We start from the raw sequence: 21,082 nt of genomic DNA, 5'->3' as shown, positions 1-21,082 counted from the left end.
GGGCTAATTCGAAGTCAATTCAGTGAGGTAACGCTCACAAACTAAGCATATGCTTCCGAAGCGAGTTTTGAACGAAGATAAACGCAGAGAAGCTAACAAAACTAGCTTATGCTTTCGAAGTGAGTTTGATCGAAGTTAATTCAGTGAGGTAACGCTCACAAACTTTTGAGGAGATGATAGTGTGGATTTTAAAGACAGTATTCGTGTGATTCCGGATTTCCCGCAGCCGGGAATCAGCTTCAAAGATATTACTACCCTGCTTAAGGACGGCGAAGCATATCGCCGGGCCATTGATGAACTGAAGGCTCTGGTATCCCATCTGGAGATCGACGTCATTGCCGGCCCTGAGGCACGTGGATTTGTGGTTGGTGCGCCCCTTGCTTACGCGCTGGGTGTCGGTTTTGTGCCGATCCGCAAAAGCGGCAAGCTGCCATATGACACGATTGAGGTAGGCTATGATCTGGAATACGGTAAAGACACACTGGCGGTTCACACGGATGCGGTCAAGCCTGGACAAAACGTACTTATTGCTGATGATTTGCTGGCAACGGGAGGCACCATTGCCACTTCGGTCAGCCTGATCGAGCAACTGGGCGGCAAGGTGGTCGGAGCGGCCTTCCTGATCGAATTGACCCAGCTTGCCGGACGGAATAAGCTTTCCGGTATTGGGGTTCATTCTCTCCTTACCTACGAAGACTAATAAAAAACGGTGTTCTTTTCCCGGGAAATAAAAAGCGGACTGCTGTCGATTATAGACAGCAGTCCGCTTTTTTATACAGTGTATATATTGTATTAATTATTGTTAATGTGCTGTTTTGTCACTGCCCTGCTCATTGGATAAGCCCAGTACTTCAATTAATTTGAATAGCAGGGACAGAACCATACCGACAATGGTTGCTAGCGCCATGCCTTTAAGCACTACACCGCCAATAGTAAGTGAAATACCACTAATGCCGACCACAAGAACCAAAGTAGCCAGAATCATGTTGGTTGCTTTAGAGAAATCAACTTTTTGCTCGACAAAGATGCGCAGACCGGAAGCTGCGATGACACCGAACAGCAGTAGTGAGACGCCACCCATAACCGGCTGCGGGATATTGGCAATAATAGAGGAGAATGTTCCGGAGAACGAGAGCAGAATTGCAATTACTGCTGCGCCGCCGATCACATAGACCGAATATACTTTGGTCAGCGCCATAACGCCGATATTTTCACCATAAGTCGTATTTGGGGTAGAACCGAAGAATCCGGAAAAAATAGTGGAGATCCCGTTGCCCATCAGTGAACGGTCCAGCCCCGGATCTTTGGTCAGGTCTTTGCCGACAATGTTGCTGGTAACGAGTAAGTGGCCAATGTGCTCTACAATGACTACAAGGGAGACTGGAATAATGGTCAGGATAACCTGCCAGTCAAAAGAAGGGGTAATAATGGTGGGATGGGAAAAGAAATGCGCTTTTGAGATCGCGTCTGTATTTACCACTTGCATAATATAGGCCAGTACATAACCGGTTACGATACCGATGAGGATATGAATGATTTTGGGGAAGCCGCGGAATAGCACTGCGCCAATGACAGTTACGCCCAGTGTTACCATGGAAAGGGTAATAGCTTTCGTATCAGGGGTCCAGTCAGTTACGCCTTCAGGAGCAATCAGTCCAGACATGCGTGCTGCTACGGGTACAAGTTCCAGCCCGATGGTTGCTACGATAGCGCCCATAACCGCCGGAGGAAATACCACATCAATCCAGCCGGTTCCAGCATAACGGACGATTAATGCGACTAGAATGAAAATAACACCTGTAACGATAAAAGCACCCAGAGCAAGCGAATATCCATGCTGGTGATCTCCCTGGTGTTTTTCCAATACACTGAGTACCGGTGAGATAAAGGCAAAGCTTGATCCAAGGTATGCTGGGATTTTGCCGCGGCAGATCAGGATGTATAGCAGTGTGCCGATACCGTTCATCAGCAGGATCATGCCGGGGTCTACCCCGAACAGGTTAGGGACAAGCACCGTGCTGCCGAACATGGCGAACAAATGCTGAAGACTCAGCAGAAAACCCGGACCCCAAGGGAGCTTTTGATTAACTTGAATTTCGCGTTGCAATGGTATTCACTTCTCTTTCATGTCTATTTTATATGAGGTTCAAAAAACCGCCTTTACTAGATTAAATAGAACGGCGTCTTTTTACAACAACATTTTTGCAAGTGCCACGAAATTGTCTATTCTTGATACCATTCATTACCCGGATGCCATGCTATGGCAAGTGTTGACGTAATCCATCACAAGCGTCATAATTATAGACAACTTTACACTGCGGGTAGCGCAGATTTGAAACATATGGAACCTGCAAATTCAGCGAGCGCTTGCGGGTTCATTTTATTATAGAAAGGAAACGGATACGACGAGAATGGGCATAGAGCAATTAACCGAAAAGGCCGGCGCCTATATAAAAGAAAAAGATCTTCTCCGCATCCGGGAAGCTTATGAATTTGCCGATCAGGCTCATCACGGGCAGGTTCGGAAATCGGGGGAGCCATACATTCTGCATCCGCTCGCGGTCGCAGATATTGTCGTCAATATGCAAATGGATGTAATTTCCATTATTGCAGCGCTTTTGCATGATGTTGTAGAGGATACGACTGTTTCTCTGGAGCAGATCCGTGAGAAATTTGGCGATACCTGCGCGATGCTGGTAGACGGACTGACCAAGCTGGAACGAATCCGTTTCCGCTCCAAGGAAGAGCAGCAGAACGAGAACTACCGCAAGATGTTCATCGCCATGGCTCAGGATATCCGGGTTATTGTGATCAAGCTGGCAGACCGTCTGCACAATATGCGTACACTTAAGTACCAGTCGGAAGAAAGCCAGCGACGTATTTCTTATGAAACGCTGGAGATTTTTTGTCCCATTGCGGATCGGCTGGGGATTTCTGCGATCAAATGGGAGATGGAGGATATTGCCCTCCGGTATCTGAACCCGCAGCAGTATTACCGTATTGCCAACCTGGTCCATAAGAAACGTGCGGAACGGGAGCAGTTCATCGACAGCGTTATCGGCCGTATCCGTTCCAAACTGGACGAAATGGGCATCGAAGGCGATCTTTCGGGCCGTCCGAAGCATATTTACAGCGTGTATAACAAGATGAGTACGAAGAACAAGCAGTTCAATGAAATTTATGATTTGCTTGCCATCCGCATTATCGTCGACAATATTAAGGATTGTTATGCCACACTCGGCATTATTCATACTCTTTGGAAGCCGATGCCCGGCCGTTTCAAGGATTATATTGCCATGCCCAAAGCGAACATGTACCAGTCGCTGCACACCACCGTGGTGGGTCCGGGCGGAGAACCGACTGAAGTGCAAATCCGCACATGGGAGATGCACCGTACAGCCGAGTTCGGGATTGCGGCCCACTGGGCTTACAAAGAGGGTAGCGGTAATAATGTCAATCCAGAGAACCGTATGCCATTTTTCCGCGAGATTCTGGAGCTCCAGCATGAGGCGAAGGATGCCGAAGAGTTTGTAGAATCACTCAAGATGGACTTTTTCTCTGATCTGGTATTTGTGTTTACCCCTAAGGGTGAGGTTGTAGAGCTCCCGGCAGGTTCTGTACCGCTTGACTTTGCCTTCCGGATTCATACTGAGGTGGGGAACCGGACGATCGGCTCCAAGGTGAACGGGCGTATTGTGCCGCTGGACCATAAGCTGAAGACGGGGGACATCGTGGAGATTCTAACCTCGAAGAATTCTTATGGCCCGAGCCGTGACTGGCTGAAGATTGCCCAATCCTCTCATGCCCGCAGCAAGATCAAGCAATGGTTCAAGAAGGAGAAACGTGAGGAAAACGTTGAAAAGGGCCGGGAAGCGATTGAGCGTGAGCTGAAGCGTCTGAACGTGGAAGTTTCGGATTGGCTCACGGAAGACAAATTGTCGGATGTGGCCAAGAAATTCGCGTTTAATGATGTAGAGGATATGCTCTCGGCAGTGGGATTTGGCGGAATTACCGCAGCGCAGATTGCCTCCAAGCTTACAGAGAAGCTGCGCAAGGAACAGGAAGAAGCAGCGGGTCATCTGGAGCTAACTTCCCAAATGAAAGAAATCAAGTCCAGCGGGGAGAAGCGCAATCAGCCGACCAACGGAGTACGTGTAAAAGGCATTGATAATCTGCTTGTCCGTTTTGCGCGATGTTGCAATCCGGTACCAGGCGACGATATTATCGGCTATGTGACCCGAGGCCGCGGTGTTTCCGTCCATCGTGAAGACTGCCCGAATATTCCCGCCGAAGGGGATGGCGAAGAATCGGCACGGGTGATCGAAGTGGAATGGGAAGGCAGCATGGAGGCCAACTATAGCGTGGATATTGAGATTACCGGCCATGACCGTAATGGACTGCTCAATGAAGTGCTGCAGGCCGTGTCAGAGAGCAAGACGAATATCTCAGCCGTCACCGGACGAAGCGACAAGAACAAAATGGCGATGATTCATATGACGATTCTGATCCGCAACACCGATCATCTGCAGTCTGTGGTTGATAAGGTGAAGCGGGTCAAGGATGTATACACAGTAAACCGCATAATGCAATAGAGCAAGGAGCTGGAAGGCGTAATGAGAGTTGTGGTGCAGCGCTGCAAGGAAGCTAAAGTAAGCGTAGCAGATACAGTGACCGGAACGATCGGTGAGGGTCTGATGCTGCTGGTCGGTGTTACCCACGAGGATACAGAGAAGGATGCTAAGTACTTGGCAGATAAAATAGCCGGACTCCGTATTTTTGAGGATGAGGCCGGTAAAATGAACTTCAGTATCACTGATACAGGAGGAGCCGTATTGTCCGTGTCCCAATTCACACTGTATGGGGACTGCCGCAAAGGCCGCCGCCCGAACTTTATGGCCGCAGCTGCGCCTGTCGAAGCAGAGCGGCTGTATGATTACTTCAACCAGGAGCTGAGGGCTGGAGGGCTGCAGGTGGAGACTGGTGTCTTTGGCGCGATGATGGATGTCTCACTGACCAACTGGGGCCCGGTAACGCTTCTGCTGGACAGCCGTGGCTAACAGACTCAGTATTATAGAACCAAAAGGGTATTCTTGTTGATCAGGAGTGTCTTACGAAATTCCGTGTAGGAATTGGCGTGAGGCACTTTTTTTTATAAAGGTGCACTGGTTACAAGGGGGCTACCTTCCTTCATACGGATAGACCCGGCTTGGGCTGGATAGACTAAGAGGGATCAAGTATTCGCAGGGTAGCGGGGTGTCAGGTCATGAGACAATCTGAAAAGTCGCGGAGCTGGAGCAGCATTCCGGCATATTGCGCAGGTTGCTGTGCTGAAGCAATGGCAGCAGCCAAGAGTGCTGAAGATTGTAAAGAGCGTCAAGTGTTAAAAGGAAACAGCCGCAGTCTTTTGCCGCGCACCTAAGGTGAAGGAGAGTGCGGCTGTTTCTGTATGCATCTTCCGTTCTCCGCTTCGTTCTTGAAGGTAAATATTCGGGAGTTGTCCCCCGGATCGTTAGAAAGCCTCTTAATGCGGGTAATAGAAAGACGAAGACAGAATGAAAACAGAACAGTGAGAGGAGAAACAATCTCATGAGTAAAGTTGCATTTCTGCTGGCAAGCGGTTTTGAAGATTCCGAAATGAAAGTTCCTTACGATGAAGTGATAAAAGCAGGACATCAGGCAGAAATTATCGGCCTGAAGAAGAATGAGACCTTACTTGGCAAGAAAGGTGATGTCTCTTATGCAGCAGATAAAGCAATCAGCGAGGTGAAGGCTGGTGATTATGACGCTGTGGTCATACCAGGAGGCTCATCGCCGGAGAATCTGCGGCTGGACCCGGATATTCTCCAGTTCGTTAAGGAAGCTGACGGTGCTGGCAAACCTATTGCATCCATTTGTCACGGACCACAAATTCTGATCAGTGCAGACCTGTTGCAGGGCCGCACGGTTACTTCCTATCCTCCGCTGAAGGATGATGTGATTAACGCAGGAGCAGAGTTTAAGGATCAAGAGGTGGTCCTGGACCGCAATTACATTACCTCACGTACACCCAAGGATGAGCCCGCATTTGTGCGTGAGTTGCTTAAGGTGTTGTAATACACGTGATTCAGTATCACAGGAACTTAAGGATCTGACCATTTAAAAGGAGGGAACGACCATGACTACAAGAATTCAGGCGTATTTCAGAAATGAAAGTGAAGCAGAAGGTGCGAAGACAGCTTTGATTCCTTACGGACTGGAAGGCATAGAAGTATCTCCATTAACAGATCCTCTGGACAAAGGAGACCGCCGCAGCCGTAATATTCTGCTGCCGCTGGTGCCTTACAACAATTCAGCCATGGCCGGAGGGGCTTTTGGGGTTGCAGGTGCGACAGGTTCGCTTTCTGGAGCGGCCATCGTACCGGGCATCCGGGTGGACGATGATCTGGACGACAACACGGATGCACGCAGTGCCGGTGATGTGCGCAGCGGCTCGGTTGCAGATGACCGTGATTTGGACGATCTGCATTATGTTATGGCCCTCAAGGTACCTGAAGAAAAGCATCATGAGGTCGTAGAGGTTCTGCGGGGCAAACATGCCTTTGTGGAAATATTTGAAGATTAATGATGTTCACGCTAACTGTCTCTGGACGAGTGCTTGATTTAGGGAAAGAAGTACGCTGAACATGAAAGGCTCCGTAACCCTTCGGAAAGGGCTAGCGGAGCTTTTTTATTGGTTAACACCCAAAAGTTGTACTATATCTCTAGACAGAGAATAATGTTGTAGTGTAAAGTAATTTGCAGGCAAGAAAATAAGGAATGTCCCAGGAAATAAAACGCTTTCTTTTCTGTAATGTAACCGTAATATTTCATTCATGATTCCTTAATATAGCGTGTTTATAATAGAAGCATGACCCCCTTTTTTATAATATATGATGATGGACCTGCAGCAATCGGCTGCAGGTCATTTTTTTTACACACGTGTCCAGAGGCTTGTGGAGAGGATGTATTTTGTTCCATGCCTTGACTTTAGCGCAGTGGTTCAGTAGAATCTAACAATATACGATATGTTATATTGTTTTGATGACGGGACCAAGTAATCCGTAACCCACGACCCCAGAGAAGAATCCCCGCTGAATCAGCTGTAGTCCATTCGAAGGATTAACAAACTGTTTACGCGCTGGCTGTAAGGATTCTGTTGATGAACGGATGAATGACTTCCCCGAGAACGCACGGCGAAAGCAGGCAATCACAGGATTGCCGCAGGTCAGTAGCCGGAGCGCGTAGGCGGGCGTTAACCGCTTAGAGCGGGTTTAGGGATAGTTATCCTGAATCCGGAATGTGGGTGGTACCACGGGTGAATTATTGGTTATGATAATCCCTCGTCCCTGTTTGTAACAAACAGAGACGAGGGATTTTTTGTTATTTTCAGGAGGGATTGGCTGTGGCAAAGGAAAGATTTGAGAAGCCTACGGGCACGCAGGATGTGCTTCCGGGTGCAGTGGAGAAATGGCAGGTTGTAGAGAGCAAGGCGAGAGATCTCTGCCGTCGGTTCAATTACCGTGAGATCCGCACACCGATGTTCGAGCACACAGGGCTCTTTGAACGCGGCGTGGGGGAAACAACAGACATCGTGGAAGGTGAAATGTACACCTTCAAGGATAAGGGCGACCGCGATCTGGCGCTTCGTCCCGAAGGAACAGCCGGTGTAGTGCGCGCCTATGTTCAGAACAAGCTGTATGGTGAACCGGATGTCAGCAAGCTGTACTATATCGGACCTATGTTTCGTTACGAACGGCCGCAGGCAGGAAGATACCGCCAGTTCCACCAGTTTGGTATTGAAGCCTTTGGAGCGGTAGACCCGGCCATTGACGCTGAAGTGGTATCGATGGGCTATCAGTTCTACAAGGATCTGGGACTGAAGGATGTAAATGTGGAGCTGAATTCTGTAGGGAATGCGCCCAGCCGTGCGGCTTACCGCGAGAAACTCCTGAACTTCCTGCGGCCAATGCGGGATACCCTATGCAGTGACTGTCAGCGCCGGATGGAGCGCAATCCGCTGCGCGTGCTGGACTGCAAGGTGGACCAGGATAAATTTGGCGGCGCACCGTCCATTCTCGATAGTCTAGATGAGGAGTGCACCACGCATTTTGAGCAGGTCAAAGCCCATCTGGATGTTATGGGTGTTGAATACAGCATTAACCCCCGTCTTGTACGTGGTCTTGATTATTACACGCATACCGCGTTTGAATATAAAGCGGCAGGTATCGGCTCCATTGATACTGTTGGCGGCGGCGGCCGTTACAACGGTCTGGTGGAAGAAATCGGCGGGCCGGATCAGCCGGGCATCGGCTTCGGAATCGGACTGGAGCGGATTCTGCTGATTCTGGAGAATCAGGGTGTGGAGCTGGAGCCAGCCAAGCCGCTGGATGTGTATTTTGTCGCACTTGGTGAAGCAGCCGATATGGAGATTACGAAGCAGTTGTTCACGCTGCGGAGTCTTGGATTCTCTGCGGAACGGGATTACCTTGGACGCAAGATGAAGGCGCAGATGAAATCGGCAGACCGTATGAATGCACGGTATACAGCGATTCTGGGCGAAGATGAGCTGAACAGCGGCGTCATAGCCCTGAAATCGATGACAACAGGTGAACAGCGGACTGTAAGGCTGGAAGACCTGGCGGCATCACTGGCTTAGGATTGTCATGGATAGGAATGCACAGCCATTAATGAAACCAAATAGGTATTTTAACCATAAAGGGGTAGGATAAATTATGAGTAGAAGTCATAACTGTGGGCAGCTGACATTAGGGCATATTGGCGAGACGGTAACACTGAACGGCTGGGTGCAGACCCGCCGCGATTTGGGGGGCGTGCTGTTTATCGATCTGCGCGACCGCAGCGGGATTGTACAAATCGTGTTCAACCCGGACTACTCCGGTGAAGCGCTGCAGACTGCTGATAAGGTTCGTAGTGAATATGTGCTGTCCGTTACGGGTAAAGTTGTGAAGAGAGATGAAGAAACCATTAACCGCAATCTGCCTACCGGTGAGATTGAAGTACAGATTACAGAAATCGAAGTACTGAATGCAGCCAAGACCCCTCCATTCTTCATTGAAGACGGAGTGGAAGTGGATGAGTCCCTGCGCATGAAATACCGTTACCTCGACCTGCGCCGTCCGGAAATGTACAAGACTATGCTGCTCCGTTCCAAAGCGGCCAAAATCTTCCGCGACTTCCTGGACAGCGAAGGCTTTATCGATATCGAAACCCCAATACTGACCAAAAGCTCCCCGGAAGGTGCACGTGATTATCTGGTACCAAGCCGGGTGCATGACGGTGAATTCTTCGCGCTTCCGCAGTCGCCGCAAATCTACAAGCAGCTGCTGATGGTTGGCGGAATTGAACGTTATTACCAGATGGCCCGCTGCTTCCGTGATGAGGACCTTCGCGCGGACCGTCAGCCGGAATTCACCCAGTTCGACATCGAGACCTCATTTATGCCTCAGGACGAACTCCTGTCCATGATGGAATCGCTGATGCAGCGTCTCCTGAAAGAAACAATTGGCGTAGAAGTCTCCACTCCGTTCCAGCGCCTGACCTATGCCGAAGCTATGGGCAAATATGGCTCCGATAAGCCGGACCTGCGTTTTGGTCTCGAACTGGTAGAAATGAACGATATCGTAGCCGCCAGCGGTGTGAAAGTGTTCGCCTCTGTCATTGAAAAGGGAGGAGAAGTGAAGTGCCTCAACGCCAAAGGCTGCGGCACCTGGACCCGTAAGGAAATTGATGACCTGGGACCTTATGCTGCACGTTACGGCGCGAAGGGCCTGGCTTGGATTCAAGTAAAAGACGGCGAGTTCAAAGGCCCAATCGTCAAGTTTTTCACGGAAGAAGAGATCGCTGCTGTGAAGGAGCGCACAGGCGCTGAAGAAGGCGACCTTCTGCTCTTCTCGGCTGACAATAAGAAAGTTGTGGCAGATGTGCTTGGGGCGCTGCGCCTGAAGATCGGCCGCCAGCTGGGCTTGATCGATGACAGTGTATTCAAATTTGCCTGGGTAACTGAATTCCCGCTTCTCGGCTATGATGAAGACCAAAAGCGTTATGTAGCGGAACACCACCCGTTCACCCGTCCTATGGACGAAGACCTGCATTTGTTCGACACAGATCCTGGTGCTATCCGCGCGCAAGCCTATGATATTGTACTTAACGGCTATGAAGTCGGCGGCGGCTCGCAGCGTATATACAAGCGCGATGTTCAGGAGAAAATGTTCGATGCCCTTGGCTTCACAACAGAAGTAGCCTATGAGAAATTCGGTTACCTGATGGATGCCTTCGAATACGGCACGCCTCCGCATGGCGGAATCGCGTTTGGGTTCGACCGTCTGATTATGCTGCTGGCTGGCCGTACCAATCTGCGTGAAACGATTGCCTTCCCAAAAACAGCAAGTGCAACCGATCTGCTGATGGATGCACCTGCACCGGTAGACGCTAGTCAATTGGAGCAGCTTCACATTAGACTGGCTCCTAAGCCAGACAAAGAAAAGAAATAAATCATTTCAAAGTTCTGGAAGCTTATGCTTACAAAACTTTGATGGGAGGTTGTACGTTATGCTGCATCAGTTCTCACGTACGGAGCTGGCTATTGGACCGGAAGGTCTGGAGATCATGAAAAATAGCACAGTGGCTGTGCTCGGAATCGGCGGTGTGGGTGCCATGGCTGTTGAAGCCCTGGCCCGCACCGGAATCGGCCGGATAATCCTGATCGACAAGGATACGGTAGATATCACGAATATCAACCGCCAGATCCATGCGCTGACCACAACCGTTGGCCAGAACAAAACGGATCTGATGGTGGAGCGCATCAAGCTGATCAATCCGGAGTGCGAAGCGATTGCGCTGAACATGTTCTATACGGAGGAAACGTATGAGGAGCTGTTCAAGTATAATCCTGATTTTGTAATCGATGCTTCGGATACTATTATCTATAAGATTCATATCATCAAGGAATGCCTGGCCCGGGGAATCCCGATGATTTCAAGCATGGGCGCAGCTAACAAAATGGATCCAACCCGCTTTCAGGTGGCTGACATTTCCAAGACCAGTATGGACCCGATTGCCCGTGTCGTACGCCAGAAGCTACGCAAGGAAGGTATCAAGAAAGGCGTTAAGGTTGTGTTCTCAACGGAAGAACCGGTGAAGCCGCGCGAGGATGTTACAGAACAGATTGTTCCCGCCAATGCACCGGACCGTCGCAAAGCCAAACAGCCTCCGGCCAGCAACTCGTTTGTGCCCCCGGTCGTTGGTCTTATTATGGTTAGTGTCACCGTACACGACCTGCTGGAGGCAGGCGGCATCACTGTATAAGAAGAGCTGAATAAGAACGATGCCCGCAGGGTATTGGGGAAATGACTAATTTGTTGAACAAAGGGCGTACAGCCGCCATCCGGCTGTTTACGCCCTTTTATTGCGGTTTATTTAAGCTACAGGGACTGATTGGAATTCCATTATTAGTGGAGGTTTTTGCATGAAATCGAAGGTTTGGCGAAATAGTGTAGGCCTGGAGCCGGGCGACAACTGGAAAAGAGAACTCTCGGCGGGTATTCTGTCCTATTTTGCTTCTGTATATATTGTGATGGTCAACGCGGCAATTCTGCATGATGCGGGGATGCCGCTGCGGGCAGGGATGGTGGCAACACTGTTGACGGCAGTTGCTGGCTGTCTCCTGATGGCTTTTGGCGGCAAAACGCCGATTATTGTGGTGCCGGGTATGGGCATCAATGCTTTTTTTACCTATACGCTGGTGCATTCCATGAAGCTGGACTGGCGTGAAGCGCTCGCAGTAGTAGTCGTAACAGGAGTGCTGTTCGCCATTGTGGCATTTACCTCGTTGTACCGGATTTTGAGCGATGCGATTCCCCATAATCTGCAGCATGCGATTACAGTCGGGATCGGGCTGTTTCTGACGTTTATCGGTCTGCAAAAAAGCGGCATCGTGATTGCCCACCGCACGACCTTTGTCGCCATCGGCCATTTTAGTGATCCGGCTGTCATCACCTCCTGTGTGACTCTCATTCTTGCCCTGGTGTTGTTCATACGTGGTACAAAGGGCGGACTGCTGATCAGTATGCTGACAGGTACGGGGCTGGCTTACCTGCTGGGGGCAGCCCATGCACCGGAGAAGACCGATTCTGGGCATATCTTCGCTGGATATGGTGATGTGTTTGCCGGAATGGACTGGAGCCGGGGGATCAGCCTGGTCTTCTGGATCGCTGTATTCCTGCTGCTGCTGATAGTCGTGTTTGAAAATATCGGCCTCATCTCGTCCCAGACACTGATGGCAGGCCGTCCGGAGCGCTTCAAAAGCAGCCTCCGTGCGCTATCCATCGCCAATATCGCTGCAGGCCTGTTCGGCAGCAGCCCTGTGGTTGCGGCTGCTGAATCTACGGCAGGGATTGCTGCAGGCGGCCGCTCCGGCCTGACCTCGCTGGTCACTGGCCTCCTGTTCAGTGCCACGTTCCTGTTCATTCCGCTGCTGGCCTACGTGCCGGACAGCGCTATTGCGCCGATTCTGATTGTCATCGGCGGTCTGATGGTGCAGAGCGTACGCGAGATGGATCTCAGCGACTTGACCGAGCTGTTCCCCGCATTCCTGATTATGGTGATGATTCCGTTCACCTACAGTATCGTGGACGGCATGGCCTTTGGCTTCATCACCTACCCGATTGTGAAGCTGGCTATGGGCAAAGGCAAAGAGGTTCCGCCCGCGCTGTATGGCATCGCCGGTTTGTTTGTGGCCAACTTTGTGCTGCATGCTTTGATGGGATAGTCTATTTTCCTCGGAAATGGAAACCGTTTCTGCTTGGTTCAAAAGGGATGGTATTCCAGAATCCGTTGTGATATGATGAATATCCTTTTTGTGTGAGTGAAGCCAGTCTTGCACGGGGCAAATCAGGGTGTGCGCTTGCCGGAAGCAGGCGTATGCCCATAGACTTTTAGGAGGTAACTGAAATTGGAGGACAACTTTCAAAGTGCCTATCAAGAGGAAGAAGACAGGCTGAACAGCGCGCTTACGGAGATTGACACCGTTCTTGAGAGACTGCGGGGCATTCCGGTATACACTGGGCATGAGTATACGGAGCAGGTGCTGGAGGACTCAAGAGAGCAGCGGCGCAAAGATCTTGCCAAGCTGCGGCAGGAGCCTTATTTCGGACGGCTTGATTTTCAGGGCAAGGATGAGGATGAACGCAAGGCGCTCTATATCGGTAAAATCGGTGTAGACCGGGAACAGGTAAGCGACCGTCCGCTGGTGATCGACTGGCGTGCTCCGGTAGCGAGCCTGTTCTATTCGTTTACCGGCGGGACGGAGCCGGCCTCCTACGAAGCTCCGGAGGGGCTGATCGAAGGGCTGGTGTACCTGAAGCGGAACGTAGTGATCCGCAAGCAGATTCTGGAGCGGGTGGCAGATACCTATAACCGCGACAGCGACGCACCGGCCGTATCGGATGAATTTCTCGTCTACCGGCTGGGTGAGAACAAGGACAACCGGCTCCGTGACATCGTCTCAACGATTCAGGAGGAGCAGGACAGGATTATCCGGGCGGCAAAGAACACCGCGCTCATTATCCAAGGCGTTGCGGGCAGCGGGAAAACCACGGTCGCTCTGCACCGGTTGGCGTTCCTGCTGTATCAATACAAGGATCAGGTATCAGCGGAGAAAATGATTATTTTTGCGCCAAACCGGATGTTCCTGGATTATATTTCGGATGTGCTGCCGGAGCTTGGCGTTGGCAATATCGCCCAGAGCACCTTCCCGGACTGGGCAGCAGATGTGCTGGGGGTTGTGCTGCCCGATCAGAATGCTGCAGATACTATGAATCTTTGGTTTGAACGTGAGGGCGGTATGCCGGAGATTACGGAAGAAACACCAGGCCGTTTCAAGGGATCGACTGCCCTGATGGGAATTATTGAGTCTGCCATAGGCCTCCTGGAGAACGGTGCGGTGCCGGAAGGTGACTTCAGTCCCTGGGAAGGTTCAGTGCTGCGCCGGTCCATGATTTTGCGCTGGCATAATGAAGAGTACGCTCCGTATCCGCCAGCCAAGCGCAAGGAACGGGTCATGGCGCGGATTCACCGCTGGATTGAAATGGAGCTGAAGAAGAGCCCCTCGGCTGCGGTACTGAAGGACCGCAAGAAGAAAAGTGCGGCGCGCGAAAAGGCCTACAGCACAAAATGGCCAAAGTATGATCCGCTGATGATCTACAAGCAGATTTTCCGTGCCGTAAAGGTCCCTGAGGATTGGCCGGCAGAAGCGCCGGACAGAATTCCGCAAGGTGTATTGAAGCTGACGGTCAAGGACCTCAAAAAAGGTATCTTGCATGAAGAGGATCTGCCGCCGCTGCTGTACATTCATTATTTGCTGAACGGAAATGAAGGCAGCAGCCGTTTTGACCATATTGTTATTGATGAAGCGCAGGATTTTTCACCTTTTCAGATTGCAGTACTGGATTTGTATGTAAAAGGTCATTCCTTTACCATTCTGGGCGATTTGTCCCAGGGGATTCATGCTTATAAAGGCGTGCATGCCTGGGAAGAAATGCAGACGCTGTTCGCCCCTGAGCACACAGCTTACCATGCGCTGACACGCAGCTACCGTTCAACCATGGAGATCATCGAATTCGCCAACGGCATTCTGTCCGCCGGAGTCGGCAGCAGCCTGTTGGCCGTACCCGTCTTCCGCAGCGGAAATCCGGTTCGGCTGATTCCATATGCAGAAGAGAAGCCGGAGCATACAGCAGGCGGGGACAGCCGTATGGAGGCCGTTAGAACGGCGCTGGCATCGCTCTCAGGCCGGGAATACAGGACAGTGGCTGTATTGACCCGCAGCCTGCGGGAAGCCGCAGAGCTGTACACAGAGCTTGCTGGGTCGTTCGATGATATTCATCTGATCGACGGCAGCATGACCGAATACCGGGGCGGGCTGTCCGTGCTGCCGGTCTACCTGTCCAAGGGGCTGGAGTTCGATGCTGTAATCCTCGCTGATGCCGATTCGGACCATTACGGCGATGCGGCCTGGGATGCTAAGCTGATGTATGTAGGCTGTACCCGTGCACTCCACGAGCTGTGGATGCTGTATGGCGGCAGCCTTCCGACGTATCTTCGGAATGGGGATGGGACTGCACTAGGGTGGCCGGAGCCAGAAATCATATAATACACGAGCCAAGACTGCGCAGGTTAGACACCGGGCGGGCTTGGCTCGATTTTTCGTGTTTCTGCATTTTCATCCATTGTGATAGAATGCGAAACGGGTGCATAAAAAAGGGATCAAATACAAGCTGGCCTGCTTGTACTTGATCCTTTTTTTCAATCTTTTATGACCGTAAGCAGGTCTGCTGCAGCTGTGCGCGGTTTGGGAGCGGGCTGGTTCTTGGGATCGAAATATCCCATATGAAGGGTGCCGACCACCTTTTCAGCCGTTGAGACGCCTAATGCTTCTCGAAAGGAGGAGGCTTCATTGAAGGCGGTTGTTTTCCATACCATTCCGATCCCCTGTTCCCAACCCAACAGCTGGATGTTTTGAATCAGGGCGGCTGTCGCTGCGAGAGCTTCCTCCCAGGCTTTTCCGGGAAGATCGCTTTTCATCACCACGACAAGATGGGCCGGGGTTTGGCTGCAATATGCATCATAGATTTGTGCGCCATACTGTTGAGCGAATGCTGCGGAGCGTGCCGCCAGTACTGCATCAGCAAACTTTGCCCGGCCATTTCCAACGAAAAGGATGAACCGCCATGGCTCTTTTGTGGAGTGAAATGGTGCCCAGACCGCGTTATCCAGCAGGTCCATAAGGGTTTCTTGGGCAATAGGGACACCATTGAATTCCTGTATTGTTCTTCTCCCGCGTATCGTCTGTATAAGCTGGCTGTCTGAATGGTTCATGGCAGCGTCCCTTAAGATTCCGGTGAGTAAGCACCCGAAATTTCGTCGATGACCTTACTCAGACCGATTGGGCCATAGCCTGCAAACCATAGATTCGCATCCCCGATATACACATGCTTGTTCTTGACGGCCGTAAGGTTCGCCCAGATTGAAGTGCTCATAATATTATCGAGCGCTGTCTTATTACTCTCACCAGGCCGGAGAATAATGAACATACGGTCGGGATTCAGTTCAGGTAGAATTTCCTCTGAGATGGCTACATTCCAGGAATCCTTGAAATCTATGCCTTCAACAGAAGCTGGAGTCAATCCAAGCGGGCCGAATAACGTGAAGTTGTCACCGGGCTGTATCAGCTGCAGCTGCTTGTCCTGCACCCGCAGATAAGCGACGGTCTCATTGGGGGCCACAGCAGCCAGCTCATCTTTTACCTTGGCTACCTTGGCTTCATAATCGGCATGGATCTGGTCAGCCTCAGCTTCTTTCCCGAAGATCTCTGCGGTCTGCCGGAATCTTGTCCAATCCTCTTCATTCTCGTTGTCAAAAAGAATCGTTGGCGCGATCTTAGACAGCTGCTCATAATTAGCTTCATTCAGTGTCTTTGAGGCAAGAATAAGATCCGGCTCCGCTTCAAGCAGCGCCTCCAGATTTGGAGCTTCACCCGAACCGATGGCGATAGTATCCTTCATCCGGTCTGCCAAGTATTCGGGGAATCCCAGGTCATTGTATGTAACCATGGCATGCGGTTCAATTCCGAGTGCTAGTAAATGGTCTGCAAAAACATAGAGCATGCCCGCGACTTTCTTCGGATGTGCCGGGATTTCTATATCCCCTTTGATGGTGGAGATGATCCGGGTTTCTGAATGCTCTGCCGTATTGGCAGGTGATGGGGAAGGGGCTGCTGCCTCTGCCGCATTTCCGTTATTCCTGCTGTTGCTGCATCCGACGGTGAGCCCCAGCATTAAAACTGCAATCAGGCCGATGGCTCCCCGATTAAATTTGTGATTAAACCTACGAATGCTTGGAAGCACAAGCCACACACCTTTCATAAATGAGTTTGATAATCATTATCAATACTTATTATAAGGAGTGGTCTGCAAGGGGGCCATGGACAAATATGCTCATCATCTGGACATTTGGCTCATGAGCAATTCGCTTGAACGGCGCAGGAATAGATCGTGGGCCAAGGAGGTGTAGCACGAATAGCGGCTGGAATCCCCGATTTCATAGATATGTCCTTTTTGAACGGCTTTTAGGCCCTTCCATGCCACTTGTGAGGCAAGCGAGCGATGGATCGCGGTACGCTGTAGAGCGTCGCAGGATGTGAATAGTATCAGATGGTCAATGCTGCATTCCGCGAGCTGTTCGGCAGTAAGGATGATAGAATGATCCACATTCATTAATTGACGGGGTCTGGAGAGCTGAAGATCGTTATAGAGCACTGTACCCAAATTACGACTGCCGAACAAGCGGAAGCTGCCTTTCTCATATTGCGCTACTGCGACCTTCCTGTCTCCTATCTTTTCCCTAACATTTGCCCGCAGTCTCTCAGCGAGCACTTCATACCCCGCCAGCCACTGCTGCGCGATCTCCAGACGGTTCACGGCTCTCGCAATCATTTGGAAATGCTCACGCCAATCGCCTTTAAAAGGCACAGTGCAGGTTGGTGCAATGTGAGGGAACAAAGAAGCTTTGTCCGGTTCCGCGTAATCCGATTGCTCGAAGCTGATAATCAACTCTGGGCGGGCTTGGACCAGACTGTCAATGTCAGGCTGATCATGCCCTAGACTGATTACATTCTTCAAGCCGGAAGCAGGGCCGTATGAAGGGTTGACCAGCGCCGCATAAGGCGTTAAGCCCAGCGCCAGCAAGTGGGAAGTGTAAGGATGGGCTATGGAAGCAATTTGTGTGGACATGCGTTGTTTTTTGACATAAACGGTTGGCGGGATACCGGTTGCTGCTTTGAATTTACGGCTGAAATAGAACTCATCCTGATAGCCCACCCGGTTCGCAGCTTCACGGAGTGTGATTTCAGAACGGAGCAGCAAATCACCTGCATTCTGAATGCGGACAGCGTTCAGGTACTCCATTGGACTTTGTCCTACCTGTTTCTTGAACAGCCGGGAGTAATGGGCCACGCTCATTCCTGTCATTTGGGCAAGCTTTTCCCGGGTTAAGGAATGTCCGAAATGAGTATCGATATAGGTCTTGGACTGGCTGATCGCCCCGGCTGAAGCATGGTCTTTCACTATCCCGTTCTTTACGGGCCGCCATAGATGAAGCAGCAGCTCCTGAAACCGGATAGCCGATTCCATCCGCTCCCATTCACCTTCTTGCCAGCCCGAGCAGATCGTGCAGGCCCTCTGTGCTGCTTCAGGCCATGGTATGGGCGGATAAATACCGGCCTCCAGCTCACCCCGCTGAAGCGTATTCTGATCATTCTCTGAATACACATCAAAGGTGAAGGAGCAGTATTCCAAGGATTGCTGCTCCCTCACCAGCAGGTTCCATGATGTTCCAGGGAGCAGCAGCAGCACATCGCAAGGACGCAGCGCAGACAAATAACCCTTTGCTTCAACTTCTCCGCTGCCTTTGATCACTATGAGGAGTGTATGCTGATCTGACTTGTGAAGCCCAGTCTCAGATGGATTGGCATTAACGCGCTTGGCGCCAATGAGTTTGTATAGCCCGTCAGTTGCTCTCATCTCAGCTTGAATACTCCTTTCATGTGCGGTCTGCTCTTAGTATACCTTCATCCGTGAACGGGAAACATCTTACTTCTTCTGGTGGAGAACGATTATAACTATTCTTGAACTTGTAACCGGGGCTTCCCTATGGCTTAATAATAAGTGTCCGGCCGGGCAAGATTACTTCTGGAAGGAGGCTGATTGGAATGTTTTCAGAATACGAGGTGGTTTCCGTCTAGTGCGGAAGCCTGCATACGAGGAGGCCGCGAGGCCTCCTTATCATTTATGAAAAGTACATTACATTGAATGTAGACGCTAACCACAGGGTTTTATATAATGAAATTACGGTTTTACCAAATTTGAGGAGAAGAAAGGAGGCAGGTGGCATGAAGCTGATGAACAGCGCAGTGATCGGACACAAGGGAACACACCTGTTGAAGGAGGAAACGGTACGTGAGTTATGTAAATGGAAAGGATGTGCTCCCCCCGGGTCTGCTCGAAGAGCTACAGGGATACATCCAGGGTGAACTGCTCTACATCCCGAAGAAAACGGAAGAGCGGGTAAGATGGGGCGAGAACAGCGGCTCCAGGCAAGAGATTGCCAGCCGCAACGAGGAAATTTTCTGCAGTCACAGCAGCGGCTGCTCGGTGAACGAGCTGCAGCAGAGGTACCACTTATCTGAAGAAAGCATCCGCAAGATTATTTCAAAAACACGGCTGGCGATGAACCGCTAGCCTGAACTTTGAACAAAGAGCATGGCGCCCGCCGGGAAGGCGAGGTCATGCTCTTTTATTTAAATATAAGCATTTATATATTTCACGCTATAAATGATCCTTCTATTTCTCGCTGAAACGGATATCGTCCTTTTATAGGACGACGAAGCCGTTTCCACTTCGCTTGCTGCCGCCGTGTGGTATGATAGAGAGCGGTAATGCTTCATAACGCCTACAAGATCATAGCAAGGAAGTGGAATCATGGATTTATTTTCCTTCGGTGAGGAACCCGCGGGCGGACGTCTGCTTGCAGACCGGATGCGCCCGGAGAATCTCGATGAATATATCGGCCAGGAGCATATTGTGGGACCAGGTAAGCTGCTGCGCCGTGCGATTGAAGCCGACCAGGTGTCTTCCATTCTGCTCTATGGCCCGCCTGGCTGCGGCAAGACGACCTTGGCTCATATTATATCCCATCATACGCAAGGGGAATTTGTACGTCTCAATGCGGTGGAGGCATCGGTAAAGGATGTGCGCGAGGTCATTGAGCGTGCGCAGAGCAATAAATCGCTGTACGGCTCGAAGACGATATTGTTCCTGGACGAGGTACACCGTTTTAACAGTTCCCGCCAGGATGCGCTGCTGCCTGCTGTAGAGAAGGGCACGATAGTTTTTATCGGAGCGACTACGGAGAACCCTTTCCATTATGTAAACGGAGCGCTTTTGAGCCGCTCCACGCTGTTTCAGCTGGAATCACTGACAAGTGAGCATAGCCTGATTGCGATGCACAGAGCGCTGGCTGATGAGAAGCGGGGGCTGGGATTCATGCAGCTGCAGGCGGATGAAGAAGCGCTGCAGCATATTGCGGGCATGGCCAACGGTGACATCCGGCGCGCACTGAACGCACTGGAGCTGGCTGCCATGACAACAGCACCGGAGGCCGACGGCAGCGTTCATATTACGCTTGCGGTAGCGGAGGAATCCATCCGCCGTCCGATTGTCAAAGCCGATGAATCGACGCAGTACGACATTCTGTCGGCTTTTCATAAGAGCATCCGCGGCTCCAGTGATGCCGCTCTGTTCTGGTTCCTCTATGCCGTGGAGAAGCTCGGCATGGACCCGATGACGTTCATCCGGCGACTGATTGCGGCCAGCAGCGAGGATATCGGCTTGGCCAATCCGCAGGCGATGGTACAGGCGGTCAGTGCTCTCGAGGCCTACCGCAATAATGGCTGGCCGGAGGCCAGGCTGAACATCGCTCAGGCGATTCTGTTCGCCGTTGAGAGCCCGAAGTCGAATGCCGTCGTGATGGCGATTTCGAACGCGCTGGATAGTATTGAGGAACTGAAATCCGCCGAGGTGCCGCTCCATCTAAGGGATACACATTATAAAGGCTCATCGGTGCTTGGCCATGAAGGCTACCAGTATCCGCATCATTTTCCCGGCCATTATGTGAAGCAGGAATATTTGCCGAAGGCGATTGCCCGAAAGGTGTTCTATCAGGCTACCGAGCAGGGGAATGAGGCAAAGATCCGCCATAATCAGGGGTTGCGGCGCGGACAGTAGCGTCCATCAAGAAGTGGGAAATATTTGAACAGAACCGTTCTTTTACGAAATGGGCAGCATGGCCTTTCGTAAGAGAATGGTTTTTTTTGTGGAGATTTGATAGAAGTCGAATATACACGCGGAAATATGATCGAAATGGAAAATTTTTTACAAAAAATACTGTTTTCGAGAGATTTTTTACTGTAAATATATAGAATTAAATCCCT

Annotated in this window: 16 protein-coding genes; 12 read left to right on the top strand and 4 right to left on the bottom strand. The window is 51.0% G+C overall.

The genetic code is table 11. The annotated features are described in order from the left end of the window. The first annotated feature begins 181 nt into the window (after positions 1-181). Positions 182-700 (top strand): adenine phosphoribosyltransferase, encoded by a 519-nt coding sequence (locus A3849_RS15160; RefSeq protein WP_074112177.1) that lies wholly within the window; start codon positions 182-184, stop codon positions 698-700. Between the two features lie 102 nt (positions 701-802). Here A3849_RS15160 and uraA read toward each other — a convergent pair whose 3' ends face one another. Then, positions 803-2,107 carry a uracil permease gene (gene uraA / locus A3849_RS15155; protein WP_074112176.1) on the bottom strand — a complete coding sequence of 435 codons (1,305 nt, stop codon included), beginning with the start codon at positions 2,105-2,107 and terminating at the stop codon, positions 803-805. Positions 2,108-2,411: 304 nt separating this feature from the next. On the opposite strand from uraA, the gene A3849_RS15150 reads away from it, so the two are divergent. The 9 genes from A3849_RS15150 to A3849_RS15110 all read left to right on the top strand — a co-directional run bounded on the left by A3849_RS15150 (position 2,412) and on the right by A3849_RS15110 (position 15,187). Then, entirely contained in the window at positions 2,412-4,592 is a 2,181-nt protein-coding gene (locus A3849_RS15150) for a RelA/SpoT family protein (protein ID WP_074112175.1), read from the top strand. Between the two features lie 21 nt (positions 4,593-4,613). Further along, a complete protein-coding gene (gene dtd / locus A3849_RS15145; RefSeq protein ID WP_074112174.1) occupies positions 4,614-5,057 on the top strand; it encodes a D-aminoacyl-tRNA deacylase in 444 nt (147 codons plus the stop codon). A 529-nt stretch (positions 5,058-5,586) separates the two neighbouring features. Further along, entirely contained in the window at positions 5,587-6,093 is a 507-nt protein-coding gene (locus A3849_RS15140) for a type 1 glutamine amidotransferase domain-containing protein (protein ID WP_074112173.1), read from the top strand. A 61-nt stretch (positions 6,094-6,154) separates the two neighbouring features. Further along, positions 6,155-6,601 (top strand): hypothetical protein, encoded by a 447-nt coding sequence (locus A3849_RS15135; protein WP_074112172.1) that lies wholly within the window; start codon positions 6,155-6,157, stop codon positions 6,599-6,601. Between the two features lie 819 nt (positions 6,602-7,420). Beyond that, complete coding sequence (gene hisS, locus A3849_RS15130; RefSeq protein WP_074112171.1) at positions 7,421-8,674, top strand: histidine--tRNA ligase; 1,254 nt, start codon at positions 7,421-7,423, stop codon at positions 8,672-8,674. A 76-nt stretch (positions 8,675-8,750) separates the two neighbouring features. Continuing rightward, a complete protein-coding gene (gene aspS, locus A3849_RS15125; protein WP_074086271.1) occupies positions 8,751-10,529 on the top strand; it encodes an aspartate--tRNA ligase in 1,779 nt (592 codons plus the stop codon). A 58-nt stretch (positions 10,530-10,587) separates the two neighbouring features. After that, positions 10,588-11,343 (top strand): tRNA threonylcarbamoyladenosine dehydratase, encoded by a 756-nt coding sequence (locus A3849_RS15120; RefSeq protein ID WP_074112170.1) that lies wholly within the window; start codon positions 10,588-10,590, stop codon positions 11,341-11,343. Positions 11,344-11,503: 160 nt separating this feature from the next. After that, entirely contained in the window at positions 11,504-12,805 is a 1,302-nt protein-coding gene (locus tag A3849_RS15115) for an NCS2 family permease (RefSeq protein WP_074112169.1), read from the top strand. Positions 12,806-12,988: 183 nt separating this feature from the next. Next, positions 12,989-15,187, top strand: a complete 2,199-nt coding sequence (locus A3849_RS15110; RefSeq protein ID WP_074112168.1) for a HelD family protein — start codon at positions 12,989-12,991, stop codon at positions 15,185-15,187. A gap of 152 nt (positions 15,188-15,339) precedes the next feature. Here the strand turns inward: A3849_RS15110 and A3849_RS15105 are convergent, their stop codons facing one another. The 3 genes from A3849_RS15105 to A3849_RS15095 all read right to left on the bottom strand — a co-directional run bounded on the left by A3849_RS15105 (position 15,340) and on the right by A3849_RS15095 (position 18,614). Further along, a complete protein-coding gene (locus A3849_RS15105) occupies positions 15,340-15,912 on the bottom strand; it encodes a nitroreductase family protein (protein ID WP_074112167.1) in 573 nt (190 codons plus the stop codon). An 11-nt stretch (positions 15,913-15,923) separates the two neighbouring features. Continuing rightward, positions 15,924-16,940 carry an ABC transporter substrate-binding protein gene (locus tag A3849_RS15100; RefSeq protein WP_218619240.1) on the bottom strand — a complete coding sequence of 339 codons (1,017 nt, stop codon included), beginning with the start codon at positions 16,938-16,940 and terminating at the stop codon, positions 15,924-15,926. A gap of 93 nt (positions 16,941-17,033) precedes the next feature. After that, complete coding sequence (locus A3849_RS15095) at positions 17,034-18,614, bottom strand: helix-turn-helix domain-containing protein (RefSeq protein WP_074112166.1); 1,581 nt, start codon at positions 18,612-18,614, stop codon at positions 17,034-17,036. Between the two features lie 435 nt (positions 18,615-19,049). Here A3849_RS15095 and A3849_RS15090 point away from each other — a divergent pair, with 435 nt between their 5' ends. Continuing rightward, on the top strand, positions 19,050-19,331 hold the full coding sequence (locus tag A3849_RS15090; RefSeq protein ID WP_074101937.1) for a CD3324 family protein: 282 nt from the start codon (positions 19,050-19,052) through the stop codon (positions 19,329-19,331). Between the two features lie 240 nt (positions 19,332-19,571). Beyond that, on the top strand, positions 19,572-20,876 hold the full coding sequence (locus A3849_RS15085) for a replication-associated recombination protein A (RefSeq protein WP_074112165.1): 1,305 nt from the start codon (positions 19,572-19,574) through the stop codon (positions 20,874-20,876). The last annotated feature ends 206 nt before the right edge of the window (positions 20,877-21,082 follow it).

Source organism: Paenibacillus sp. P46E (assembly GCF_001909095.1).
Taxonomy (GTDB): Bacteria; Bacillota; Bacilli; order Paenibacillales; family Paenibacillaceae; genus Paenibacillus_AQ; species Paenibacillus_AQ helianthi.
This window is presented reverse-complemented; position numbering and strand designations above follow the sequence as displayed.